The following is a 24,379-nucleotide window of genomic DNA, read 5'->3' on the forward strand; positions in this document are numbered from 1 at the left end:
GCAATTGTCTCATGAGACAATCCTTCCATCGAAGCACTTCCAAGGATGGAGGATCAGATGAAAGTTCTTTTGGTAGGCGCATCGGGGATTGTCGGGCGCGGGATTGATTCCGAGTTGTCCCAACGCCACGACATCATCCGTGCGTCCCGCGCAAGTGGAGACGTTAATGTTGACCTGACGGATATCGCATCAATCCGTGCGATGTTTGAAAAGGTCGGCAAAGTCGATGCGGTTGTTTCTGCGACCGGAAAGGTTCATTTCGGTGATTTCGCCGAAATGGACGATGACAAATACCGCATCGGGATCAATGACAAACTGATGGGGCAGGTCAATCTGGTGTTGGTTGGGCGTGATCACGTGGCAGACAATGCATCATTCACGCTGACCACTGGTATCCTGTCCAAAGATCCGATCCGTTACGGTAGCTCGGCCTCGATGGTGAATGGCGCAATCGAGTCTTTTGTGCGGGCTGCTGCAATCGAAATCAAACCGGGGCTTCGCATCAACGCGGTCAGCCCCGGTGTGATCCTTGAGGCCATGGAAGGCTACGCACCGTATTTCCGCGGGCATGATCCCGTTCCGGCGGCACGTGCGGCCCTTGGCTATGCCAAATCGGTCGAGGGTCTTCAGACCGGGCAAGTCTTCGAGATATTCTGAGGGTATATTCTGACGATCTGGCATCGAAAGCCGACCGGGGCAAAACCGGGTCCCGTTCGGCTTTGGGGCCTACAAGGGGCATTGCTTCAAAAAAACCGCACTTTCTATCTGGAATTATTTAGGGTGACTGCTTACCATTCAAATAGCTAATGTTGCGCATCCGATTGTTAAGCGTGTAAACGGCTATAACGGAATTTCCGGATGGGGCAGTTCACAGCCAGGATGGCTGACACCTTGAAACGGCTGCTTTTGGAACCCGGACACGGGACCGAAGCAGGGCCGAAACTGCAAAAGAAGGTTCGCGCGGACCTTCTTGATCTTGCCTATCGCAACAACTGGGCGAACGTCCTTGTCAATCTGTCGGCCGGAAGTGGTCTTGTCGGGACGCTTTGGTTTCAATCCGAACTATCATTTGGCATGACCGTCTGGATTTGCGTGATTTTTGCAACGACGGTGATCCGGCTTTTTATCGGGTATCGCTATCATGTCGAACGACGGCTGGTTTCGGCATTTGATGATGCGGAATTCCATAGATGGTTTATGCGATATGCCTGTGGTGTTTGTTCCGGCGCTATCCTTTGGGCGTTGGCGTCAATCTTTGACTTGCCAACGCAAAGTAATGAAAGCCGGTTCGTAACTCTGATCATATTGGCGGGGCTTGCCGGTGGCGCGACCGGAATTCTTGCACCTGTTTTCAGGGTCGGCCGGTTCTATCTTCTGATGTTGCTACTGCCTGCCTGTATTGTTCTGATTGTCATGCCGGAACCGAATTACGTTCTGTCGGGGCTGGGCTTCATCTTTGTAACCGTCATGATGATCACCCATCGCAATAATCACGGTATTCTGTATCGGTCGCTTGTGCTGAAGCACGAAAATGACTCTCTGGTTGACGACCTGCGCGAGAAAAACCGGATAACCGAGAACTGGAATGCGACACTTGAAGCTCGGGTGGCGAAACGAACCCGTGAACTTCGCAATCTTCTGGTGCGCGACACCCTGACAGGATTGCTGAACCGTGATGGCATCGTTTCCTGGTTTGAAGAGGCGCGTGCAAGCTGGGGCAATCGTGCCTATGCCGTTCTGTTCATTGATCTTGATCATTTCAAACAGATCAATGACGGGCTCAGTCATGCGATCGGTGATCTGGTGCTTAAGGAAGTTTCGCACCGTTTACGGGAATATGTCGATGATCGTCATGCTGTCGGGCGGTGGGGTGGTGATGAATTCATCATGATTCTGACTGATCAGCCGGAAAATCTGCATCAGCTGGTGGACCAAACCATCGCCGAGGTCCGGGCGGCGGTTAACCGGCCAATCCATATCGCACGGCAGACATTGCATGTCGGTTTCAGCACTGGTGTCGCATTTGGTATGGACGAGAACCCGCAGATTGCGGAATTGATCCATTGGGCCGATCTGGCCGCAGCCGAGGTTAAGCGGTCCGGGCGTGGCAGCGTGCAAAGTTATGACAGCAAGTTGCTTGTTGAGCAGGAACGTCGATTGGCGATCAATCAGGCCCTGCGTCAGGCTTTGTCCGCCAATGAGCTTTTTCTTGAATATCAGCCGGTCGTCAGTGCGAAGACGGGCGACATTACCGCCTATGAGGTGTTGTTGCGCTGGGAAAGTGCAGAGCTAGGCCGTGTAGCACCAGACGAGTTTATTCCGATTGCTGAGGAATCGGCGCTGATTGTCGATATCGGCGAATGGGTGATGCGCGAAGCCTGCAAAACGATCCTGGACTGGTCCGGCTTTGCCGGTGGTCCCAAGATTGCGGTTAACGTATCGGTGCGTCAGATTGTTGTGCCGCGTTTTGCCCGTATGGTGGAAAATCTGCTGCTTGAAACGGGTCTGCCAGCCAACCGTCTGACTATTGAAGTGACAGAATCGATCTTTGATATCCGGCGCACACAACTGATTTCAGAAGTCCTGTCTGATCTGCATGATCAGGGAGTGGAAGTTCATATTGATGATTTCGGTACCGGCTATTCATCGCTTTCCCGCCTGCACCAGATCCGCGTTGATGCGGTCAAAATCGATAAATCTTTCATCCTGAAAATGGATGTCAATTCACGCGCGGTGATCGAAGGCGCCATTCTGATTGCGCATCGGTTCGGTCTTGATGTTATTGCCGAGGGTATTGAGACCGAGCAGCAACGCAGCGAACTTGCGGCGATGGGGGTTGATGCCTATCAGGGATATTTCTTTGCCCGCCCGTCGGCGGGGCCTTGTGAAAATCCCCATTGGCAACAAAGAAGTTCAGCCGTCTGATGGTGATTTTTCAGGTGAAAGCCCCCCAAACAATAAAACGGCCCGCCGAAACTGGCAGGCCGTTTTATTGTTTGCAGACAGCGCGCAGGATTAGCGACTGAAATCCAGAAGCACGAGGAAGACGACCGGGACCAGTGCGAGTGCGACGTAAATCCAGACCGATGCAATCGGCACACCGAAATGCGCAAGCACATAGCCGGCCAGATACAAAACAAGGCCGATCACAGCGACCAGCAGAATGCCCAAAAGGGGCAAGGATACCTTGGAATCGGTTTTCATCATGCGCAGTGCTCCCCAAGCGTGTGCGGAATAACTATGACGGCACGCTAACACCGAATGCGCGATGATGTTTTGACAAGGATCAATCTGGGTGACCTTGGGTGTTCTGACCTCTACCTTCTGAATCCTTATAAAGAACGTAACGTCAAAGAGCCAATATGGGCAGCGAGAAGGCCTGAACCCGACTTTATATATGTTTGTCTTTGCCGGATGCCGTCCTGAATCGGGTCGCATCATCGTTATGTAATTGCTAAACCGAACCGGGGGTATGGCTGTGTGCCGGGGAAAATCGCTTGATTGCGTGTGGTTGAGATGGGAAAAGCCGTCCTTGCGTGATGCAATATGAACGGATTGCGCAAAACAGGTGTTTTTGTCGCGTAAAAGCGTGGATGAAGGCTTGACGGCATCTGTCAGAGACGGTAATAACCCGGCTCCAAGCGCGGGCCTGCCTGTCAGGCCAAGCGTCCTTTTGCGAATTATAGACCAGGAGATCAGGTCATGGCACGTCGCTGCCCGGTATCCGGCAAAGGCGTTTTGGTCGGCATGAATGTGAGCCACGCCCACAACCGCACCAAACGTCGTTTCCTTCCGAACCTTCAGCCGGCTTCGCTGCTGAGCGAAGCGCTGGGTCGTTCGGTGCGTCTGCGTCTGACCACCAATGCGATCCGCACCATTGAAAAACGTGGTGGTCTGGATGCATATGTGCTCGGCACAGCAGCTTCCAAGCTGTCGGCAGAGCTGGTGAAAGTCAAACGCCAGATCGCCAAAGCTGTTGAAGCGAAAGCTGCCTAAGGCAGACTTTTGCTTTAAGAATTACGAAGGCTCGCGATTGCGGGCCTTTCGTTTTTCAAAGATTTCAGATCGCCCTGTTCCGGGGCCATAAAAGGGTCGTGCATCATCGATGCGCGGCCTTTTTGTTTGTCCGGATGTTGATGTGCCTGATTGCGAGTCGTACCTGGTGCCGCCGGTTTTGCGTAAATGTTTGCGACTCGGCCTCAAGCGGGATTTGCGCTTTGCGAAAATTGGTCTATACTTTTCTCTATCAGTGATTTACGTGACCGCGTCGCATGGATTGATGAAACGTCATGATATGTTCATCACCCGCGATTCGCGAACCTGCTAAATAGTGGGTGCGACTCGGTAAACACGGTGGAGCGGATGATATGCATTTATCGCCCAATGCGTGTCCGGCACTTGTCCTTAACGCCGATTTCCGGCCGTTAAGCTATTTCCCGCTGTCCTTGTGGTCCTGGCAGGATACGCTTAAGGCAGTGTTTCTGGAACGCGTTGATGTTCTCTCGGAATATGATCGCGAAGTCCATTCCCCGTCTTTCAAAATGAAACTGCCGAGTGTCATATCGCTCAAGGAATATGTATCGCTCAAAAGCAGCCCGGCCTTTACCCGGTTCAACGTTTTCCTGCGCGACCAGTTTTCCTGCCAGTATTGCGGGGATCGTCTGCCGACCAGTGACCTGACATTCGATCACGTCATTCCGAGGTCGCGGGGCGGGCGAACGAACTGGTCCAATATTGTGACTGCCTGTTCGGACTGTAACCTTTTCAAGGGTAGCCGATCGATCAGGGAAGCCGGACTCCGGCTGCGCAGGATCCCCGAACAGCCGAGCATGCACGAACTCCAGACCATCGGACGCCGCTTCCCGCCAAACTATCTTCACGAAAGTTGGCGGGATTTTTTGTATTGGGATACCGAACTGGAATACGACTTCTGATCCGGGTCCGGTATATGTGGACAAAGTAAAAGCACCGTCGTTTCCGGCGGTGCTTTTATGTTTTACGAAGTCTTTCGCAATCTGACTACCAGCGATATTTGACCGTGGCGAGAATCGTGCGTCCCTGACCGTAGTAGCAGGCATTTGTTCCCGAGCAACTTGCGACCCAACGTTCATCCGTCAGGTTGGTCGCATTCAATGCCAGAAGGTAGCCTTCAATCTCATAGTGGATGCCGGCATCGAACAGAGTGGTTGACGGGACTTCAACGGTGTTTGACTGATCAGCGTACTGTTTACCGAGATAGCGAACGCCACCATTGAACCCAAAGCCGCTCATTGCGCCGGACTGTAAGGTATAATCAGCCCAAAGAGATGCTGTATGTTCCGGAACGCCGACCGGGGCTTTGCCCTGATAGCCATCGTTGTCTTTGGTGACTTCGGCATCGTTGAAACTGTATGCAGCTTTGCCAACCAACCCTTCAAAAGGCTCAATGGTTGCTTCCAGTTCGATACCGCGCGAGCGGACCTCGCCTGACTGGATTTTACGTGCTGTATCGTCAGGGTCGGTTGTCGTGACATTTTGACGGCGCAGATCATATAAGGCAGCGGTTAACAGGCCATCGAAGCTTTCAGGTTCGTATTTGGCACCAATTTCGTATTGCTGACCTGTTTCAGGATCAAAGTTTTGTGTTCCCTGACTGGCGACGGGGGTAAAGGATTCCGAGTAGCTGATATATGGCGTAAGGCCGAGTTCGGTTTTGTAAACGAGCCCGGCCTGACCGGAAAAGGCATGATCGTTTTTGCTGCTCTCTGCACCGTTATTGGCGTTGTCGTATTTTTTCTCGTCTGACCAGTCCTGGCGACCGCCAAGGGTCAATACCCAATGTTCATCAAACTCGATCTGATCTTGTGCATAAACACCAAGCTGGCGAAGCGTTACATCGTCATCGTACCAAGTCGTCAGGGCAGACAGAGTTCCGCCGTAGGACGGGTTATAGACGTTTAGCGACGACGCACTGCCGAACGCCGCATAACGATCATAGATGTAATGCTGATAATCCAGCCCGGTCAGAAGGGTGTGATTGACGGTTCCGGTTTCAAACCGGGTTTCCAGCTGGTTATCAATTGTAATGGCATGTGCATTCTGGTCGGTGCGCAGGAGACTACGATTTAGCGTGCCAGCATTTACATCTGCCCAGCCGTTTCCGTAGATTGTTTTGTAATCGACATCAACAAAGGCATATCGCGCGTTCTGGCGGAATGTAAGATCATTCGTGAAGTCATGGCTTAGCTCGTAACCGAGTGAATACTGAATGCGCTTGTAGCCCTCAAACGCCGGTTCCCCGGTAAAGACATCAACCGGAATTGCACCATTGGGGGTGCCAAAGATTGTTCCGACGGCGGGCAGCCAGTTGTTTGCCGAGCCGGTATCGTCTTCCTGATAATGGGTGAGAAGGGTCAAGGAAGTGTCGTCATTTTCCCATTTCAGCGATGGCGCAAGATAAATCCTTTTGTCATCGACCATATCGGTCTGGGTGCCGGAATCTTTGACGAGGCCTGCAACGCGGTAAAGAACGCTTCCGTCTTCAACCAGCTTGTCGCCGATGTCAAAGGCCCCTTGTTTGTGATCGAAACTGCCGGTTTGCAGTTCTACTTCGTTCAGCATGTCTGCATGAGGGCGCTTGGAAACGACGTTGACGATACCGCCCGGCGCATTCTGACCATAAAGAACCGATGTCGGGCCACGCAGGAGTTCAATGCGTTCTGCCCCATATGCCTCTTGCTTGAATGACGCATAACCCGATGAGCGAAGCTGCATACCATCGCGGTAAAGGCCTATGTCCTGTTGGGCGAAGCCCCGGACCTTGAACCAGTCATAGCGGGTGTCGTAACCATACAAATCCGGTTGAATGCCCGGCGAATATTTAAGGGCATCCATAACGGTCTGGGCTTGGCGTGTTTCGATCTCTTTTTTTGAGACGACCGATATGGCGCGGGGCGTTTCCGAGATCGCGGTACCGGTTTTGGTTGCTGTTGCGCTTTGCTTTGCAACATATCCCTTAACAGGTGACGTTGCTGTTTCACTTTGTTGGTCGGCTTCTATCACGATGGGATCAACAAGGATTTCGTCTTTGGCCTGTTGTGCGAAAGCCTGCATTGGTGATGTTGCGAAAATCATTGCAACACTGCCAAGAAGGGCGGTTCTTAAGTTCTTGTCTCTGAAGGACTTCATTGGGTCTGTTCCCTGCGCCAGTTGTCACGTGTGACGTCCCGATAGCACGCAGCGAAAGGGGAAATATTGAACCCTATTTGGCTATATTGAACGGTTTTTGGTTTAATTTACGATAGCCTGTTCGCGGCGCCATGCGCCGGGTGTGGTGCCTGTGATGCGGCGGAATACCCGTGTGAGATGGGCCTGATCTGCAAAGCCGATTTGGGTTGCGATGGATGCCAAAGGAGTATCGCATTTACGCAGCATGGTTTTGGCGCGTTCTATTCTGGCTTTCATCTGCCACTGGTGGGGCGGCATGCCTGTGCTCTCGCGAAAAGCCGAGCAGAAATAAGATTGAGACAGTCCTGCAAGTTCGGCTAATTCATCCAGCCGAATGACGCGACCGCAATTTTGTTCAATATAATCGACAGTCCTGCGTAGCTGGAACGGGGCGAGCCTGCCGCGTTTGCGTGTCGTATCGGTTTCTGGCATCGGTGCCAGAAGGGCGCTGGTCAGTGCGGTCAAAAGTCCTTCACCATATAGCGCCGGTGATGGGCTATCGGTTGCGATGTCGTCGGCAATCATGCGCACAAGCGCATTGATGCGCTGATCATAAAAGCCGATCCGCGGCATTTCGAGGACGCTGGAATCTGCCTTGTAGCCAAGACATTGTTCAAGCCGTTGTGTATCAAGATGGATGTCAAGATGGCGCAGCCGGCATGAGCCCTGTACCTCAGAGGTGACATGCATGCCGGCTGGAATATAGAACAGGCACCCCTGATCACCGCGGCCTTCACCAGTATGGTTTTTGTTCGCGCGAATGCAAAATTGCGCATCCCCGGCACATTCCAGAATGGCAACCAGTCGCGGCGCTTCCGAGACATAACTGCCACCCGAGGTTTCTGCACATTGCACATGCCATAGATCGGTAATCCCTGTGTTCCAGCGTCTGAAACGAAGTTCTTCCAGGAATGTGATTCCTTCGATCTTGGTTGTCATATGGGGATGGAATGTCTGGTCTGGCATTCCTGCCTATATCCTCGCTGGGTATATTTGCTCTTCGGTCGTGCTCGATCAGCGCAGACCTATCTGGTTCGGTATTCCTTAAGGCCGCGGATATTATAAGAAGAATTTTATGCAAACAAGAATAATTCGCATTATTATTTAACGGAGGGAAAAAGAATATCTCGTGTCCGCAATCTGGTGTGTTTTTCGCAAAAAAAAGCCTGCCAGCAAAACGTCTGGCAGGCCGGATTTCGGGTTTGACTTTGATCGTTCTAGCGTTTCATCCACCGTGATGGAGCGATCAGGCAAAGGATCGTCAGCGCGGCCGAGAAGAAGACATTGACTGTCGGCATAGTGATGCCAAACAGGGCCCAGTCGATCTTGTCACAGCGGACAATCGGCTGGGCCATCAGTTGCGCTTTCAGGTCGGCGACCGATGCCGCGCCGCTGGTAAGGCCGCCACACATGGCCGGACCTTCCCACCAGAGTTCCTGAACGCCGACATGATAGAGCGCAATTCCGGTACCAATGGCAAAGGCAACACCGCATAGATAAACAAGAACCCGCGAAGCACCCGGTATGCGCAGCAGCAAAAGGGCAAGAATGGCAAGGCCACCGGCAACATAAAACGGTACGCGTTGATAAAGGCATAACACACAGGGCAAAAGCTTCTGCACATACTGCGCATAGAAGGCAAAGCCGAGGCTTCCGGCAGAAATCAGGAAAATGGCAACAGGTGGCAGGGCTGGGGCATAATGTGCGCGAAGCAATTTGATCATCGGATTGTTCCGTTATCGTTTTTCGGTGTTAACCGTGCGGGATCAGTTTGATGGCGGCAAATCCACCGACAAGAACCACGACAAATATGGTAAAAACGAGGCCAAGCCGCCTTTCGATAAAGTCGCGAATGACCGGGCCAAACTTCCAGATCAGGGCTGCAATAATGAAGAAGCGCAAACCACGCGCCAGAACCGATGCGACCATGAATATTGCCGGATCAAGTGCTGTCACACCCGACAGGATGGTAATGACCTTGTAGGGGAACGGGCTTATCCCGGCGATGAACACAGCCCAGGCACCCCATTCGTTATAATAATCGCGGAATACATCGAACTTGGCGCTATAGCCGTAAAGTTGCAATACCGGTTGGCCGATGCTTTCAAAAAGGAAGTAGCCGATGCCATAACCGGCAATGCCGCCAAGAACAGACCCGACAAGGCAGATTAACGCATAGCGCCATGCGCGTGTTGGCGCGGCAATGATCATCGGGATCAGAAGAACGTCCGGCGGGATTGGAAAAACCGAACTTTCGACAAAGGCGATAATGAAAAGTGCAATGGCAGCGTGGCGATGGGCGGCCAGGCCAAGGGTCCAGTCATAAAGGCTGCGCAGCACGGAAACGCCCTTTGCATTTAAGACGATAAAAACAATACGGCACTATGGCCCAGGAACGGCTGATGTAACCGCATTTGGGGCCGTCTCGCAATGCCGTTTTCCCGAGAAAAGTCCGCTGCGGCCAAAGATGTAATTTTTGCGCAAAGCCCCATTGACCGGACGAAAATTACAGCTATTATCCGCCCCCACGATGGCGGGTGCGCTAATGCACCCATATGTGCCTGCCCCTGTGGCGGAATTGGTAGACGCGGCAGACTCAAAATCTGTTTCTCTTTGAGAGTGGGAGTTCGATTCTCCCCGGGGGCACCATCGATTTCTCAAAATCAATCTCCAAGAAATGCTCGTGGTATCCCGTGTCGTGTTTGCGGGCTGTTGCGCGCTAACCGATCATTCTAAGTTTTGAGTTGATCGGTATCCGCTCCCTTTTTCGGTGGAAATGCTGATTTGCGTCACCTTTTTGTTGGCACGACAATTGCCACTCTCTGAGTGCTTATCAACTTAGGGAGGAATAAATGCAAAAAGCAAAAATCCTGATTTCTGCATCAATAATATTGGGTTTCATCGGAGCTGTCGGCAGTGCATCGGCAGATGACAGGTTCATCTCGCGGTTTGGTCCGGATGATCAGATCGGAGCCGCAAACTATCTTTCATCAGATGTAACCCTTGCGGCAAGCAAGCTGATTTCCGAGGGAAAAGTCTACTCACTGGGTATGGAAATTTCGCGCGATACGCCTGCATTCGCACCGCGTGGTGTGGCTGTAACGGTTTTCTCGCCCGGGCAAAGTGGCAACAAGACCATCGGCAGTAATGCCGGAACGTATAATGACGACATGTTTACCGGCTGGCTCGGCGTGGGAACCCAGATTGATGGCCTTGGTCATCTTGGCGATCACCACACTTACTATAACAATAATCACGCCGAAGACATGGTCGCTGCCACCGGATTGACCAAGCTGGGTATTGAAAATGTTCCGCCAATGGCAACCCGTGGTGTGCTGCTGAACGTTGCCGCGATAAAGGGAGCCGCCCGGTTGGATGGTGGATATGTCATTACCCTGGATGATATCATGGCCGCCCAAAAGGCGGCTGGGACTGAAATCCGCAAAGGTGACGTTGTTCTGATCCATACCGGCTGGCTTGATCTGGTGGGTAAGGATAATGCGCTTTATGGCAAGACGGAACCCGGTATCGGGCTGGAAGCAGCGGAATGGCTGGCTGGGCGGGGTGTGGTCGCGGTTGGCGGAGATACATGGGGCCTCGAAGCGGTTCCTCACGAGGACCCGAATGCCTTCTTCCCGGTTCATGTGAAGCTTCTGGCAGAAAACGGCGTTTATATCCTTGAAAACATCGTCACCAAGGATCTGGCAGCAGACCGCGCCCACGAGTTTCTTTTTGTTCTGGGGCAGGCAAAGTTAAAAGGCGCAGTCCAGATGATCATCAACCCGGTTGCCATTCGGTAATCCGGGATCGCCTCGATTGATTTTAAGAACCGGCGGCCAAGCGACCAAACAGGCCGCCGGTTCTTTGCCACTGTATAAATCGGAGTTCACAAGCGGCTAAATCAGAAAACGCTGCGGTAAATGGCTTCAATATCGTTTATCGTCATATCGCGCGGATTGCTCTCGATCAGGCGATGGATTTTGGTAAAGACCTCCTCGGCCATTTCAGGCAGAGAGTCTTCGGTGATCCCCAGTTCATGCAATCGTGTTTCAAGGCCGCTGGCAAGGACCATTGCCTCAATCCGGCGAACAAAGGCCTCTGCGGCATCTTCATCGGATGAGAAATCGGCATCTTCGATCAGACAGGGCGCAAGTTCGGCATAGAGTTTACTTGCGGCGGGCAGGTTGAAGCGCAAAACTTGCGCCATTACCAGTGCATTGGCGTGTCCGTGCGGAATATGGAACCGTGCGCCCAACGGATAAGCCAGCCCATGGACGGCTGCGACTGACGCATTGGCAAGGGCCATCCCGGCAATCAGTGAGCCCTGAAGCATTGCCGATCGGGCTTCCTTGTCGCCGGGGTTCTCTATCACCTTCATCAGGTTCTTGCCAAGCAGCGACAATGCTGTGACCGCCATGCCATCGGCAATCGGGTTTTTACGTGTGCGGCTGGTGTATCCTTCGATGGCATGAACCATCGCATCAAGACCGGTTGCCGCGGTGACTTTCTGTGGCAACCCATAGGTCAGTTCAGCATCCAGAAGCGCGATATCGGGCATCAGTTGCGGGGTATAAACAACCTGTTTCAGATTATTGTTATCGGTGATGACCGACACCCAGGTGACTTCCGATCCGGTGCCAGCGGTTGTCGGGATCTGGATCAGGGGCAAACGGTCGCCGGTTGCCTTGTCGATCCCGTAAATGCCTTCGATTGTCTGATCGCTATTGGCAAGCAGCGCGACAAGTTTGGCACTATCAAGAGAACTGCCACCCCCAATACCAACCACACCATCAGCCTGCCACTCCTTGGCACCATCAATGGCCTGCTGAACGATATTCTGGGGGGGATCAGCTTTAACATCGGAGAATATCTGAACGGCAATACCAGCCGCTTCCAACGATTTTTGCACCTGATCGGCAAAGCCAAGTGTGACAATGCCCGGATCGCAAACAACAGTGACGCGGGTTGCGCCAAGTTCTTTCATCAGGGTGCCGGTTCTGGCAATGCCGCCCGCCTCGCATACGATGCGCGGGACACTACGAAACATGAAACTCATGGTGGGCTCCTTGTTGCCGGTCAGTTGGCTTTCCCGGCAAGACCGCCGAGACACATATATTTGATTTCGACAAAATCATCGATGCCGTATTTCGATCCTTCGCGGCCGATACCGGATTCTTTCACACCGCCAAACGGGGCTGATTCTGTGGAAATGATCCCTTCATTGATGCCGACAATGCCGTATTCCAGTGCTTCGCCAACCCGCCAGATACGACCGATATCACGGGCATAGAAATAGGCCGCCAGTCCAAAGGGCGTATCATTGGCCATACGAATGGCGTCTGCCTCGTCGCGGAACCTGAACAGGGGGGCAACCGGGCCAAAAATTTCCTCGGAGAAAATCCGCATGTCGGCGGTAACACCGGTCAGGATGGTCGGGCTGAAGAAATTGCTACCCGGTTTGGCGCGTGCGCCACCCAATACTGCTTTTGCGCCACAACTGATCGCGTCATTGACAAGGGTTTCGACCTTCTCAATGGCCTTGGTATTGATCAGCGGCCCCTGGGTTACACCCTCCTCGGTGCCGGGACCGACACGCAGCCTGGCAACGGCGGCGGCAAGTTTTTCGGCAAAGGCGTCATAGACACCTTCCTGCACCAGAATGCGGTTGGCACAAACGCAAGTCTGTCCGGCATTGCGGTATTTCGATGCGATGGCACCGGCAACGGCCTCGTCAAGATCGGCATCATCAAAGACAATAAATGGCGCATTCCCACCAAGTTCCAGACTGACCTTTTTGACGGTGTCGGCGCATTGCCGCATCAAAAGTTTGCCGACCTGGGTTGAACCGGTAAAGGACAGTTTGCGCACAATCGGATTGCCGGTCAGTTCATTGCCGATATCCGCCCCGTGCGATGCGGTCACCACATTGATCACGCCATCGGGGAAACCCGCACGCTTTGCGAGTTCGGCAAGGGCAAGGGCGGTCAAGGGCGTGTCTTCGGCAGGTTTGATGACAACGGTACAGCCCGCGGCAAGTGCCGGGGCACATTTGCGGGTGATCATGGCCATCGGGAAATTCCAGGGCGTGATCGCAGCAACAACGCCAATCGGTTGTTTGACCGTGATGATGCGTTTATCCGCACCGTGCGAGGGAATGACATCGCCATAAATGCGTTTACCTTCTTCGGCAAACCATTCAAGGAATGACGCGCCATAGGCCACTTCGCCACGGGCCTCGGCAAGGGGTTTTCCCTGTTCGCGAGTCATCAGCAAGGCAAGATCTTCCTGTGCGGCCATGCACATGTCAAACCATTTGCGAAGGATGTTTGCCCGTTCCTTGGCAGTCTTTGTCCGCCATGCCGGAAGGGCGGCATTGGCGGCATCAATCGCCAGCCGGGTTTCGGATGCCCCCATATCGGGAACATCGGCAAGATGTGCGCCGGTTGCCGGATCTGTCACTGAAAAGGTTATACCATTTTCAGCCGACACCCATTTGCCATTGATATGACCAAGGGTTTGCCAAAGACCGGTATCATTGAGTTCAATCGTCATGGGGCTATCCTGCGGTTAAAGCACGGAGGCATAAATGTTGCGGGCGGCTTCAAAGGTCATCTCGCGCGGATTATTGATCAAAAGACGTTCGACCTTCATCGCGTCCGTCGCCAACATGTCGAGATCGGACTCGGTCACGCCGACATCGCGCAGCTGTCGGGTAAACGGCATGCGTTCGACCATGTCGGTCATGTAGCTGATAAAGCGATCACAGGCGGCATTATCATCGGCAAACCGTTCACCCGGCAGAACAGCACGGGCCAGTTCCGCATATTGTACGTGGGCGGCATCGCGGTTGAATTTAAGAACCTCGATCAGGACAAGCGCATTACTGTGACCATGCGGCACATGAAAATGCCCACCCAGCGGATAGGCCAGCGCATGAACTGCGGCGACCGGGGCATTGGCGAATGCCATGCCGGCCATCATTGATCCTTGCAACATGGCTTCGCGGGCTTCGCGTGATGGTGTTGCCGATACCGCATCATCAATATGGGCGGTCATCAGCTGCATCGCGCGAATGGCCAAACCATCAGACAGCGCGTTTTTCTTGTGCTTGGTTGTATAGGCCTCTATTGCATGAACCATCGCATCAATACCGGTCATTGCCGTAATCGATGCAGGAAGACCCATCGTCAGTTTGGCATCAAGCAATGCGACATCCGGATAAAGAAGCGGCGATACAACGCCCTTTTTCTCCTGGGTCGGAGTGGTAACGATGGAAATGGGCGTGACTTCGGAACCGGTGCCTGCGGTGGTTGGAACCTGAATAAGCGGTAGTCTCGGTCCTTTTGCCAGACCGATCCCATAGATCGCATCAAGTTGCTGCGGGTTGCCACACAGCAAGGCCACCAGCTTGGCTGTATCCATTGATGATCCACCACCCAGGCCGATAATGATGTCGGCCGCGAAATCCATCGCGCCCTTTACGGCATCAAGGATGGTGCTTTCAGGCGGGTCGGCTTCAACACGTGTCCACAGAAGAGTATCGATCCCGTCATCAATAAGGGCCTGATAGGGGGCATCAATCAATCCGGCTTTCTGCAGGCCCGGATCGGTGATGAGGATGGCGCGTTTTGCGCCGAACTCGTTACACAGGCTGCCCAACTGAAGTGCGCCATCAAACTCGCAGATGACGCGGGGCGTGGTTTCAAATGTAAAATCTGACATGGGGGTCCTCGCGTTGGCCGGTTCAGGCGAACTGGGTTGCTGATGGGGAAACTGTGCCGCGTTCGATGCGGTAGCTCCCTGTCACCAGATCGGCGGAATGGGTGTCATCTGACTCGGAAATCAGGACGCACAAACCGCTGCTGCCAAGGTTGGAAATGACTTCGGACAGGCGGCGTGACAGAACCGGGGCAACACCTTCGAACGGTTCATCAAGCAGCAACAACTTCCGGCCCGGCATAAGGGCGCGGCCAAGTGCGACCAGCTTTTGCTGTCCCCCCGAAAGCTGTAAGGCGCGGCGCGCCCGGAACTGCGCAATTTCCGGAAGCAGGTCATAAACCCATTCCAGACGTTCCCTGGCATCGGCAATGCCGTTGGCCCATGCAGGCAGAAGAATATTTTCCTCAACCGTAAGTGACGGGATCAGGCGGCGGTCTTCGGGCATGTAACTGATACCGCCTTTTGCCCGACCAAAATCAGCCGTTTTGCGCAGATCCTTGCCATCAAAGGTAATGGAACCATCGTCGGCCTCAAGCAATCCCATGATGGCACGCATCAATGTGGTTTTGCCTGCACCATTATGACCGATCAGACCAAACATCTGCCCGGACGGAACGGTCAGAGAAACATCACGCAGGATCGGAATGTTGCCGATTGAAACATTCAGGTTCTTGATTTCAAGCGTCATGATGCGCCATTCCCCTTTTTGTGGGTGGGACGATGGCCGGTCACGAGATCACGCACGCGTTCTTCGGCAAGAACCGCCGACGGGTTGCCGTCGGCGATGATTTCACCGCTATAGAAGGCCAGAACACGCGAAACGTAACGTTCGACCACATCCATGTCATGTTCAACAAACAGCACTGTCACACCATGCTGGCGGACGGCATTCATCACGGTGTCCATCAGGGCGGTTTTCTCGTCCATGCTGACGCCACTGGTCGGTTCATCCAGCAAAAGCATCTGCGGATTACCAATCAGGGCCATGGCGATATCCACCAGTTTGCGTGCACCTTGCGGAACTGCCGTCACCAATGAATCACGATAATTTTCGACACCGAATTCACGCAGGATGTCTTCGGCCCGTGCGATGCGTTTGTCGCTGCGAAGCGGGCTCAGGAAGCTTGGGCGTGGACTTTCGGCAGCGGCAAGGGCAACGATCAGATTGTCGATTACCGTCATTTCAGGAAATAGTTGTGCAACCTGAAATGAACGTGCCATGCCAGCACGGGTGATGGCACGTGGCGAACGGCCAAGAATAGACTTGCCGTTAAACTGTATTTCACCACGGGTCGGCTTAAGATAACCGGTCACCATATTGATGAAGGTTGTCTTGCCCGCGCCGTTGGACCCGATGACGCCAACGATTTCACCTTTGGAAATCCGGACATCAAGGTCCTTTGCGGCGATGACCGCCCCAAATTCCTTGTTTAGCGATCTGGTTTCAAGAATGACAGTCATGCACGTTCTCCTGACTTTTTCCGTGATACCAGGCTCCAGAGCCCTTTAGGCAGGAAGACGATGACACCCAAAAGGGTAAATCCGAGGATCATCTGCCAGGTATGGGGAACCAGTTCGATTGCATAGGTCCGCACGACCGAGAAAACCACGGCAGCAATGAACGGAGCGGCGACATGACCCAGCCCGCCGAGAAGAGCGATAAAGATGAATTCGCCCGATGTGGTCCAATAGGCCATTTCAGGGTCGACATGCCCGGTGGCCAGGGCAGTCAATCCACCGCCAAGTGCGGAAACTGCTGCGGCACAGACATAGTTGCCGTACAGTAGCCAGCGCGGCGAGAGACCAAGATATTCTACGCGGACTTCGTTTTCGCGAACGGCTTCGCAGATCACGCCGATCCCGGCCTTGGTATAACGGTGGATCAGAACGGCAATGACCAGACCTGCCAGAACGGTCAGGGTGAATACAGTAAGCTGACTGCCTTCGCCGCCTTCTGGTGCCCAGCCAAAGACGGTCCAGTTATGCACGTTAAATCCGTCCGTACTGCCCAGTTCAGGGCTTTTGACAAGGATGCCGAACAGGATCATCGAAAAGGCCAGCGACAGCATCGCAAAGAAGATGTCCCGATATCGGGTCAGCAACAGCCCCAGCAACATGGCAACCGCAATTGCCACCAGCATGCCAAGGGTCAGGGCAGCAATTGCATCATGGATGCCAAAGAACTGGCCACCCATGCCGACGGTATATCCACCAATGCAGTAAAATAGGCCCTGGCCAAACGATACCAGGCCGGAGCGCATCTGCATGACAACGCCTTGCACAACGAGGGCTTTGGCAAAGGCGATGGTCAAAAGGAAGATCAGCCAGCCGGGCGATACAAACCCGAACAGCACGCAGGCAATCGCAATTGCAGCAAGCGAGATTTCAGTTTTATCGAAGCGCATGTCAGATTTTCCTCGCCAAAGTACGGCCAAAAAGGCCTTCAGGGCGGAACGCCAGAACCAGCGACATCACGCCGTAAATGACGAAAAGTTCGAATTCAGGGGCATAATGAACGGCAGCGGCGCGGCTCAATCCAACCAGAAGGGCACCAACCGCGGCACCGCCGATGCTGCCAAGTCCACCAATCACGACCACGGCAAAGGCCAGAACGATGACTTCAATCCCGATACCCGGCACAACCGAGATGGCAGGTGCGGTCAGCGCACCGGCAAGTGCACCAAGGATGGTACCGATGACAAAGGTGATGGTGAACATGAGGCGGACATTAACGCCCATCGCCACCGCGATCTCGCGGTCATGGATCACCGCGCGCAATACCTTGCCGGTATTGGTGCGTTCGAGCAGTCCCCACAAAACAAGGCCAATGACGGCCGAAACCCCGACCAGCGACAGGTCGTAATTCGAAACCTTAAGCAGTCCAAAAGACGTTCGGCCGAGTTCGGAATAGGGCTGATAGGCGAAATACGGATTGACCCCCCAGACGATTTTCATCGTGTCTTCAAGGATAAGCAAAAGCGCATAGGTAATGATCACCATCAGGATTTCGTCGCGGCCGTACATCAGGCGCAGCAATCCGCGTTCAATGATCACGCCGACAATCAGTCCGGCAACCAGTGCCGCACCAACCAGCAAAAGATAACTGATCCAGGCCGGGCCGATACCGTTGTTGAAATACCAGCCAACAAGGGATGCTGCCGAATAGGCGCCAATGGCATAGAAGCTGCCGTGCGCCATGTTCAGGATGCGCATCACCCCGTAAATCACGGTCAGGCCAGCGGCCACGAGAAACAGCCACGATGCATAGATCGAGCCATCAATCAGGACGGCAAGAAGACTTGTCATCACAAATATCCAGTGTGCAGGGAAAAGGGCGGGCATCCCCCAAAAGAGATGCCCGCATCGCAGGAAGATTGCGTTTAGTTACACTGAGCGCCCGGGAAGCCCTGGGCAATCCAGTCTGCGGCAGAAACACCTTCTGGCGGAGTTACGCATTCGCCTGAGAATGAAACGGTATTGACGATGGACGCCTTGCCGTCTTCATAGTGATATTCGCCATAGGTGATGCCCTGCATCGCCTGATGACCATTGCCGCGCGCCATTTCGACAGTACCCGAAACGGATTCAAAGGTTGCCCCCTTGAGGCCCGTCGCAAGCTGATCTGCGGTCGGGATTTCCTTGTCGGCAAGGCCGGCATTTTCAGCGGCAAATTTCAGGCCGAGGATCGCTTGTGCCATCTTGGTTGCCGGGTAAACCGGATCAAGATCATAGGCGGCGTTATAAGCACCCTTGAACCAGGTGTTCAGGGCGTTGTCCGGCGCAAATGCACCGAACGGACCGCGCGCACCAATGATCATGCCATTTGGTGCCTGATCTTTATAGGTGGCAAGGCTCGCTTCACCGCAGGTTAGCAAACCGGTGGCGTCTTCAAGAAGGCCACGGGCATTTGCCTGAAGAACCAGGGCTTCCATGTCGCCACCCCAGAAGGAACTGTGGACGATTTCCGGACGTTTGACCGACAGGGCAGAGATTTCTGCGCCATACTGGCCCTGATAGATTTTTGGGAACTGTTCTTCGACGATTTCTGATTCCGGCAGCAGTTTTGCCGCTGCAGCGGTAAAGTCAGCCCAGCTGTCCTGACCCCAGGAATAGTTCTGCTGAATACCTGACAGACGGGTTACGTCCGGACGGGTTGCTTTGAGATAGCGAACGGCACCGATATTGTCGACCGATGCATCAAGGCCGGTACGGAACATATATTGTGCATCGGGGTTATCCGCAAACAGGCGGGGAGTGCCGCAATCATACGCAATAGTGAAGGTTTTCAGTTCTTCTGCTACAGGAGCAACTGCGAGGCAATCACCCGAAGACACATAGCCGATCACGGCATCAACTTTTTGGCGCTGGACAAGGTTGCGGTATTCTTCAACCTGCTTGGTTGCACCACCAGCCTCATCAATAATAACTGCTTCGATTTCCGCCCCATTGATGCCAAGCTTGTTATAAGGTGCCGGTACTTCTCCCTTGTTAAGCGCTTCGACAAGAATTTTGGCGGCATTCGCAGAAGGAACGCCAAACGGACCAGCAGCCGGGCCAGACAGGAAGGTGACGATGCCGACGCGGAATTTGCCGTTTTCGGCAGCCGATGCAGCTGATGCAAGGCCGACCGTCAAGGCAAGGGCAGCGACGCCCGAAACCAGATAATTGCTGAAAGTTGTTTTATTATTCTTCACTTTTTTCCTCCCTTGGGAAAGGTCTATGGAGATGGCGGTGGAACAGCCTCAGACCCACCGGCCACGGCATCGCGGCGGCGTTTGACCATCTCTTTTGACGGTTTGAGGTCTTCGGCGTCATAGATCGCCCAATTTCCCACCATCAGTTTCGATGGCGGAAAATCTTCGTTGTGGACGACCGTGCCCACGGCTTGCGCCTGGACAATCTGGTGGGTGTCGGGATCGATATAGGATGCAAAGCCCGGCGGGTCTTCGGGCAGGGCCAGTTGCAACCCTTCGAGTGCGGTGATCAGTGCCCTGTCATCGTCTGAGCCGCCCGCCTTTTCGATGGCACGCGCAATTGCAATAATGCCGGTATAGGCACCCTCGGCGGCATAAGTCGGATAACGACCGGTCAGGTCATGGAATTGCGCGACAAATCGTTTGTTACGTCCGGTTTCTGGCCAATTATTGTGATGACGAGCCGAAAGGATCAGACCGGGATAGGGCTGATTACCCAGCGCCATCATCACATCGTAATTGGCACCGGTATCAAAATTGGCCAGACGGGTGGTTTCAAAGAAACGGGTCGTTGATGCCTGTTTGATGAAGGCAATGAAATCTCCACCCCAAAGTGCGGTGACAACGACGTCCGGCTTCGCCGATTGCAGGGCATTGATATAGATCGAATAGTCCGGCTCATAGAGCTTGGGCCATAATGCGCTGACGGTTTCATATTCAACACCAAGGCCATCGAGTGCCAGTTGCAAGTCTGTCCAGGAAACATGCCCATAATCATAGTCGGGCCCCACAAAGGCCAGCCGTTTCCAGCCAGTTTCCTTTTGAATGTCGCGTAGATAGCGCGCCCCTGCGGCCATGCTGGTCCAGCTGTCATTTGTGACCCGGAAATAATAATCATGACCGGCTTCGATGCTGAGCCGAGAAGATGCATGATCGGTTCCGATCATGATGACTTTTTCCTGACGGGCAAGGTCGCTTACTGCGTGGGCAACGCCTGATGATACGATCCCGCAGAAAAACCGGGCTTTATCCTTGGCGATGAAGTCCTGTGCCAAACGCACGGCATAAGACGCCTTTGATCGCGGATCATCGGCAATGATGCGAAGTTTTGGTGGGGTTAGTCCTGCCTTGGTTTCAGCGGCAAGGTCATCAAGTGCGATTTGAATGCCGACGATGCTGTCTCGACCATAGGTCGCTGATCGACCGGTCATGGGGTACAAACAGCCGATCACCGCATCCGCTTCTTTGGCTGATGCGCCCAGCTCAAAACGTTCGGCTTGTGCGCTATTGGCGACAAGCATTGTGAACGTGGCAATAATTATGGTGATGCACCCGGAAACCGGGCGTTTGAGCATCTCCATGATGTATCCTCCCTACGAATGGTTGTTCCATTCGTGTTTGTACCTTTGTCCCACTGATTGGCAAAGGCTGTGCCAACTGATCACTAAAAGGAAAAAGGCAGGGAGATTGCGGTTTTGTGCGATGGATGTGCGGGCGCTCACAAACAATGCGCGCGGGTATGAGCGGTTGGCGCTCCGAACGGAAAAAGCCATTGAGCGGTTTTCGCTCAATGGCTTTTGATTTCGTGAATGGCCGGAACCGCCCTTTTTGTTATTGCAGTCCCAGTCTTTGCAACCTTCGCTTTAAGGCGTGTCGTGAAATGCCAAGGATTTCTGCCGCCCGGCCCTTGTGCCCGTTTGCCTGATCAAGCGCGTCCCGCACCAGAGTGCGTTCCGTGGTATCAAGGCGATCCTGCAATTGCGGCGCGTTAGAGCTTGCGGGCTGATGGGGTTCCCGTTCGTCATGCAACTCGTCTTCATGAAATTCGGCAGGCAGGAGTTCCGGGTAAATCATCTTTGCCGGATACAAAATGGTCAGCCGTTCGATCAGGTTCTTGAGTTCGCGTACATTCCCGCGCCAGTGATGTGCAAGCAAAATATCAACCGTTTCCAGTGCAAACTTGATCGGTTGGCATCCCTCGGCCTTTGCCTGTTTATCGGCAAAATGTTCGACCAGTTTGATGATGTCGTCCCCCCGTTCCCGAAGGGCCGGGATATCAATGGTAATGACATTCAACCGATAGAACAGGTCTTCGCGGAAATTGCCTAGACGGACTTCTTCGGCAAGGTCGCGGTTGGTTGCCGCAATCACACGTACATCGGCCGATGCCGAATGCTCGCTGCCAACCGGGCGATAAGCACCATTTTCCAGGAAGTGCAGGAATTTAGCCTGCAGAGCCAGTGGAAGTTCGCCGATCTCGTCGAGAAACAGGCTGCCACCATCTGCGAGCTTTACCAGACCGGTACGTTTCTGATGGGCACCTGTATAGGAGCCTTTTTCCGCGCCAAAGAGTTCGGACTCAATCAGTTGCTCGGGCAATGCTGCGCAGTTCACCTCGATGAAGGCGCGCGATGATCGTGGGCTTTCGCCATGGATTGCCCGTGCGACCAATGCCTTGCCAGTGCCGGACTCTCCCAGCAAAAGAATACGGCTGGCACTACTTTTGGCGACGCGTTCAATAGTGGTGCGCAGGTTGTTCATGACTGTGCAATCGCCGATCAGGCCGTTGGCCGGAACATCGCGTTTACGATGATATTCCAGTTCCAGTGCCGTCTGATTTTGATCCAGAACGGTATTGATCGTGTGGATCAGCTCATCAAGTTCGAACGGCTTGCTAAGATAGTCTGCGGCCCCAAGCTTGACGGCCTTGACTGCCGCACGGGTATCGCCATGCGCCGAGATCATGATCGCAGGTATATCAATGTCAAGATTACGGATACTGTTCAGGACCTCCATGCCATCGGCGCCGGGCAGGCGCAGATCAAGCAGGATAATGTCGAACTGGTTCTTCCGAACTTCGAGAAAGGCATCTTCGCCGGAATGAACGCCCGTGACGTCCATACCTTCTGTTCTTAGTGCAAAACTCAAAGAACGAACGAACGATTCCTCATCGTCGACGATCAGTATTCTGATCTTCTGGGACATTTTCGGGATATTCCTCCTCGGAAGTTCCTACTTTTGCGGCGAGGAACTTCAATGTAATTGTCGTGCCCTCTTGCGGGGCGCTTTCAATATGAATGGTACCTTGATTGGCCTCGACGAGCTGCTGGCTGATCGTCAGGCCAAGACCGGTCCCTTTGCTTTTCATGGTAAAAAATGGTTGTACCACATCAAGCAAATGCTGTTTGGGGATGCCCGCGCCATCGTCTGTGACGCGGATTTCTACCCACTCTTCGTTCTGTTCTGCCCGCAAACCGACGGTGCCGCCGACCTTACAGGCCTGAATGGCATTGATGCCAAGATTAAGCAGAACCTGCAAAACCTGATCCGGGTCGATATGAAGCTTCAGCCCGGAATCGCCGCTGGTGTAAAACCGGACATTCGCTTCTTTGGCAATCGGTTCAAGAACTCGGGAAGACTGACGAAACAGCTCGCGAACTTCGGCATTTTGCAGATTGGCCTCTCCCGGGCGTCCATAAGCCAGAAGATCGTTCACCACGCGTGAAAGGCGATCAATCTGATGGCCCATGTCGTCAAGCAAGACCTTGCGTTCACCATCCTGTTCCTTGCGGGTGAGGGCCTGAACGGTGGTTTTCATCGTGGCCAATGGATTGCGAACTTCGTGGGCAACGCCCGTTGCAAACTGTCCAAGTACTGCAAGTTTTTCGGCGCGAACGGTTCGGTCAATCAGGTCTTTAAGCTGCCATGCCATGGTGTTGAATGCTTTGGCAACCGTGCTGATTTCATCACGGCGGCGGCCTTCGGGCAGACGGTAATATAGATCGCCCGATGCAATGCTGTGCGCGCCCTGAACCAGTGTATCAACCCTTCGCCGCAGGCTGCGCGATAGGGCAAAAAAGATTGCCAGAATGACCAGGATTATAAGGGTCGCTGTGACATAAAGCCAAAACCGGGTCTGATCAATCGGTTGCAAAATGGTGCCTGGATGAACACTCATGACGATATTCCAGCCCGGAAGAATGCTGGGGCCTTCAATCAGTTCACCGGTGACTTCGGCCGGACGGCCCGTTGGGTCCAGAACAACACCACCTGGCGTTCGCAAAAGCGGTTCAATCACCCCGGCAACACCAGCACTGACAAGGAGTTCGGTCAGGGATGCAAGACGCATATGAAGCGCAACAGACGTATTCTGGCCGAGCCCGTTATCGCGAATATGCTGACGCATCAAAATCCAGCCGGAATTCCCATTTTCGGGCAGTTGCGGCCCGATGAATTCGATACCTTCATGTTCGACGCGGGGAAGACCCCGGATATCCCAACCGGTTTTGGACCAATATGGCGGGCCGGACGCGGCTTGCCCGGCAACCAGTCTGTCCAGATTATCATTCCAGTCAAAAAATAGCACGCCATACAAATCAGGTGAATCCGCCTCGACCCGCAGCAATGCAAGCGCCTCTTCTGCCTGCGGTGAATTTGGCGCATCAATGAAGGCCGGTAACGCCGGGTGGTTTGACAGGGTCACCAATTGATAAATGCGGGCGTCCAGAAATGCGGAAAGTTTGTTTGATGTTGCTGCAACCTGCGCGCTCAGGCGCTCACCCGTCAGGCGGTCAATCAGTTCATTGGAAAAACGCTGATAAAAGAAGCTCAGTGCGACAAGCGCACATATGACAACGCCGACCGATAAAAGCGTGTATCGGCCAACCAAACTCATACGCTGATTGCGCGACCAATGGAAACCGGACACTTAGCGCCTCCCATGCGCTGGTTTTACCAACGCGCATTGTTCATTTGCTTAG

21 protein-coding genes and 1 tRNA gene are annotated in these 24,379 nt (G+C 53.6%); 6 read left to right on the plus strand and 16 right to left on the minus strand.

The window, feature by feature from the left end:
- The first annotated feature begins 57 nt into the window (after positions 1 to 57).
- Complete coding sequence (locus tag IT971_RS01915; protein WP_063095276.1) at positions 58 to 657, plus strand: short chain dehydrogenase; 600 nt, start codon at positions 58 to 60, stop codon at positions 655 to 657.
- A gap of 234 nt (positions 658 to 891) precedes the next feature.
- Complete coding sequence (locus IT971_RS01920) at positions 892 to 2,925, plus strand: bifunctional diguanylate cyclase/phosphodiesterase (protein WP_223304977.1); 2,034 nt, start codon at positions 892 to 894, stop codon at positions 2,923 to 2,925.
- Between the two features lie 90 nt (positions 2,926 to 3,015).
- Here IT971_RS01920 and IT971_RS01925 read toward each other — a convergent pair whose 3' ends face one another.
- Entirely contained in the window at positions 3,016 to 3,207 is a 192-nt protein-coding gene (locus IT971_RS01925; protein WP_007089031.1) for a hypothetical protein, read from the minus strand.
- A gap of 495 nt (positions 3,208 to 3,702) precedes the next feature.
- Between IT971_RS01925 and rpmB the strand changes: the two genes are divergently transcribed.
- Positions 3,703 to 3,996, plus strand: coding sequence for a 50S ribosomal protein L28 (rpmB, locus tag IT971_RS01930; RefSeq protein ID WP_037990572.1), 294 nt, complete (start codon positions 3,703 to 3,705; stop codon positions 3,994 to 3,996).
- 371 nt (positions 3,997 to 4,367) lie between these two features.
- Positions 4,368 to 4,934: an HNH endonuclease gene (locus IT971_RS01935; RefSeq protein WP_063095271.1), complete on the plus strand. Its 567-nt coding sequence runs from the start codon at positions 4,368 to 4,370 to the stop codon at positions 4,932 to 4,934.
- An 85-nt stretch (positions 4,935 to 5,019) separates the two neighbouring features.
- On the opposite strand, the gene IT971_RS01940 is transcribed toward IT971_RS01935, so the two are convergent.
- The 4 genes from IT971_RS01940 to IT971_RS01955 all read right to left on the minus strand — a co-directional run bounded on the left by IT971_RS01940 (position 5,020) and on the right by IT971_RS01955 (position 9,546).
- Entirely contained in the window at positions 5,020 to 7,167 is a 2,148-nt protein-coding gene (locus IT971_RS01940) for a TonB-dependent siderophore receptor (protein WP_063095269.1), read from the minus strand.
- Positions 7,168 to 7,269: 102 nt separating this feature from the next.
- Positions 7,270 to 8,172 (minus strand): AraC family transcriptional regulator, encoded by a 903-nt coding sequence (locus tag IT971_RS01945; protein ID WP_063095267.1) that lies wholly within the window; start codon positions 8,170 to 8,172, stop codon positions 7,270 to 7,272.
- Between the two features lie 251 nt (positions 8,173 to 8,423).
- Positions 8,424 to 8,930, minus strand: a complete 507-nt coding sequence (locus tag IT971_RS01950) for a disulfide bond formation protein B (protein WP_063095265.1) — start codon at positions 8,928 to 8,930, stop codon at positions 8,424 to 8,426.
- A 28-nt stretch (positions 8,931 to 8,958) separates the two neighbouring features.
- Positions 8,959 to 9,546: a YqaA family protein gene (locus IT971_RS01955; protein WP_037990576.1), complete on the minus strand. Its 588-nt coding sequence runs from the start codon at positions 9,544 to 9,546 to the stop codon at positions 8,959 to 8,961.
- Between the two features lie 223 nt (positions 9,547 to 9,769).
- Here IT971_RS01955 and IT971_RS01960 point away from each other — a divergent pair.
- Together IT971_RS01960 and IT971_RS01965 are read left to right on the plus strand one after the other, a co-directional pair.
- Positions 9,770 to 9,855 (plus strand) — tRNA-Leu (locus tag IT971_RS01960).
- A gap of 203 nt (positions 9,856 to 10,058) precedes the next feature.
- Positions 10,059 to 11,006 carry a cyclase family protein gene (locus tag IT971_RS01965; protein ID WP_063095264.1) on the plus strand — a complete coding sequence of 316 codons (948 nt, stop codon included), beginning with the start codon at positions 10,059 to 10,061 and terminating at the stop codon, positions 11,004 to 11,006.
- A gap of 101 nt (positions 11,007 to 11,107) precedes the next feature.
- On the opposite strand, the gene IT971_RS01970 is transcribed toward IT971_RS01965, so the two are convergent.
- The 11 genes from IT971_RS01970 to IT971_RS02020 all read right to left on the minus strand — a co-directional run bounded on the left by IT971_RS01970 (position 11,108) and on the right by IT971_RS02020 (position 24,327).
- A complete protein-coding gene (locus IT971_RS01970; RefSeq protein ID WP_063095263.1) occupies positions 11,108 to 12,262 on the minus strand; it encodes an iron-containing alcohol dehydrogenase in 1,155 nt (384 codons plus the stop codon).
- 20 nt (positions 12,263 to 12,282) lie between these two features.
- On the minus strand, positions 12,283 to 13,758 hold the full coding sequence (locus IT971_RS01975) for an NAD-dependent succinate-semialdehyde dehydrogenase (protein ID WP_167332765.1): 1,476 nt from the start codon (positions 13,756 to 13,758) through the stop codon (positions 12,283 to 12,285).
- A gap of 15 nt (positions 13,759 to 13,773) precedes the next feature.
- A complete protein-coding gene (locus tag IT971_RS01980) occupies positions 13,774 to 14,928 on the minus strand; it encodes an iron-containing alcohol dehydrogenase (protein ID WP_063095262.1) in 1,155 nt (384 codons plus the stop codon).
- Between the two features lie 22 nt (positions 14,929 to 14,950).
- On the minus strand, positions 14,951 to 15,613 hold the full coding sequence (locus IT971_RS01985) for an ATP-binding cassette domain-containing protein (protein WP_007089019.1): 663 nt from the start codon (positions 15,611 to 15,613) through the stop codon (positions 14,951 to 14,953).
- Positions 15,610 to 16,386, minus strand: coding sequence for an ABC transporter ATP-binding protein (locus IT971_RS01990; RefSeq protein WP_007089018.1), 777 nt, complete (start codon positions 16,384 to 16,386; stop codon positions 15,610 to 15,612). Before IT971_RS01990 ends, IT971_RS01985 begins: the two co-directional genes overlap by 4 nt.
- Positions 16,383 to 17,330, minus strand: coding sequence for a branched-chain amino acid ABC transporter permease (locus tag IT971_RS01995; RefSeq protein WP_063095261.1), 948 nt, complete (start codon positions 17,328 to 17,330; stop codon positions 16,383 to 16,385). Before IT971_RS01995 ends, IT971_RS01990 begins: the two co-directional genes overlap by 4 nt.
- Position 17,331: 1 nt before the next feature.
- Positions 17,332 to 18,231, minus strand: a complete 900-nt coding sequence (locus IT971_RS02000; RefSeq protein WP_063095260.1) for a branched-chain amino acid ABC transporter permease — start codon at positions 18,229 to 18,231, stop codon at positions 17,332 to 17,334.
- A gap of 74 nt (positions 18,232 to 18,305) precedes the next feature.
- Positions 18,306 to 19,619 (minus strand): ABC transporter substrate-binding protein, encoded by a 1,314-nt coding sequence (locus IT971_RS02005; RefSeq protein WP_007089015.1) that lies wholly within the window; start codon positions 19,617 to 19,619, stop codon positions 18,306 to 18,308.
- 23 nt (positions 19,620 to 19,642) lie between these two features.
- Positions 19,643 to 20,980 carry an ABC transporter substrate-binding protein gene (locus tag IT971_RS02010; RefSeq protein ID WP_063095258.1) on the minus strand — a complete coding sequence of 446 codons (1,338 nt, stop codon included), beginning with the start codon at positions 20,978 to 20,980 and terminating at the stop codon, positions 19,643 to 19,645.
- A 250-nt stretch (positions 20,981 to 21,230) separates the two neighbouring features.
- On the minus strand, positions 21,231 to 22,604 hold the full coding sequence (locus IT971_RS02015; protein ID WP_063095254.1) for a sigma-54 dependent transcriptional regulator: 1,374 nt from the start codon (positions 22,602 to 22,604) through the stop codon (positions 21,231 to 21,233).
- The gene (locus IT971_RS02020; RefSeq protein ID WP_063095252.1) at positions 22,567 to 24,327 is read right to left on the minus strand and encodes a PAS domain-containing sensor histidine kinase; all 1,761 of its coding nucleotides are present in this window, start codon (positions 24,325 to 24,327) and stop codon (positions 22,567 to 22,569) included. Before IT971_RS02020 ends, IT971_RS02015 begins: the two co-directional genes overlap by 38 nt.
- Positions 24,328 to 24,379: the final 52 nt, after the last annotated feature.

Source organism: Thalassospira sp. B30-1 (assembly GCF_015767575.1).
In the GTDB taxonomy this organism is placed as follows: Bacteria; Pseudomonadota; Alphaproteobacteria; order Rhodospirillales; family Thalassospiraceae; genus Thalassospira; species Thalassospira xiamenensis.

What these genes read in the sequence shown, in the direction of transcription:
- IT971_RS02000 (WP_063095260.1), bottom strand. Translation starts at nt 18,231, where the DNA reads ATGACAAGTCTTCTTGCCGTCCTGATTGATGGCTCGATCTATGCATCG.
- IT971_RS02015 (WP_063095254.1), bottom strand. Translation starts at nt 22,604, where the DNA reads ATGTCCCAGAAGATCAGAATACTGATCGTCGACGATGAGGAATCGTTC.
- IT971_RS01970 (WP_063095263.1), bottom strand. Translation starts at nt 12,262, where the DNA reads ATGAGTTTCATGTTTCGTAGTGTCCCGCGCATCGTATGCGAGGCGGGC.
- IT971_RS01935 (WP_063095271.1), top strand. Translation starts at nt 4,368, where the DNA reads ATGCATTTATCGCCCAATGCGTGTCCGGCACTTGTCCTTAACGCCGAT.
- IT971_RS01925 (WP_007089031.1), bottom strand. Translation starts at nt 3,207, where the DNA reads ATGATGAAAACCGATTCCAAGGTATCCTTGCCCCTTTTGGGCATTCTG.
- IT971_RS01950 (WP_063095265.1), bottom strand. Translation starts at nt 8,930, where the DNA reads ATGATCAAATTGCTTCGCGCACATTATGCCCCAGCCCTGCCACCTGTT.
- IT971_RS01990 (WP_007089018.1), bottom strand. Translation starts at nt 16,386, where the DNA reads ATGACTGTCATTCTTGAAACCAGATCGCTAAACAAGGAATTTGGGGCG.
- rpmB (WP_037990572.1), top strand. Translation starts at nt 3,703, where the DNA reads ATGGCACGTCGCTGCCCGGTATCCGGCAAAGGCGTTTTGGTCGGCATG.
- IT971_RS01995 (WP_063095261.1), bottom strand. Translation starts at nt 17,330, where the DNA reads ATGCGCTTCGATAAAACTGAAATCTCGCTTGCTGCAATTGCGATTGCC.
- IT971_RS01975 (WP_167332765.1), bottom strand. Translation starts at nt 13,758, where the DNA reads ATGACGATTGAACTCAATGATACCGGTCTTTGGCAAACCCTTGGTCAT.
- IT971_RS02010 (WP_063095258.1), bottom strand. Translation starts at nt 20,980, where the DNA reads ATGGAGATGCTCAAACGCCCGGTTTCCGGGTGCATCACCATAATTATT.
- IT971_RS01940 (WP_063095269.1), bottom strand. Translation starts at nt 7,167, where the DNA reads ATGAAGTCCTTCAGAGACAAGAACTTAAGAACCGCCCTTCTTGGCAGT.
- IT971_RS01985 (WP_007089019.1), bottom strand. Translation starts at nt 15,613, where the DNA reads ATGACGCTTGAAATCAAGAACCTGAATGTTTCAATCGGCAACATTCCG.
- IT971_RS01945 (WP_063095267.1), bottom strand. Translation starts at nt 8,172, where the DNA reads ATGCCAGACCAGACATTCCATCCCCATATGACAACCAAGATCGAAGGA.
- IT971_RS01915 (WP_063095276.1), top strand. Translation starts at nt 58, where the DNA reads ATGAAAGTTCTTTTGGTAGGCGCATCGGGGATTGTCGGGCGCGGGATT.
- IT971_RS01965 (WP_063095264.1), top strand. Translation starts at nt 10,059, where the DNA reads ATGCAAAAAGCAAAAATCCTGATTTCTGCATCAATAATATTGGGTTTC.
- IT971_RS01980 (WP_063095262.1), bottom strand. Translation starts at nt 14,928, where the DNA reads ATGTCAGATTTTACATTTGAAACCACGCCCCGCGTCATCTGCGAGTTT.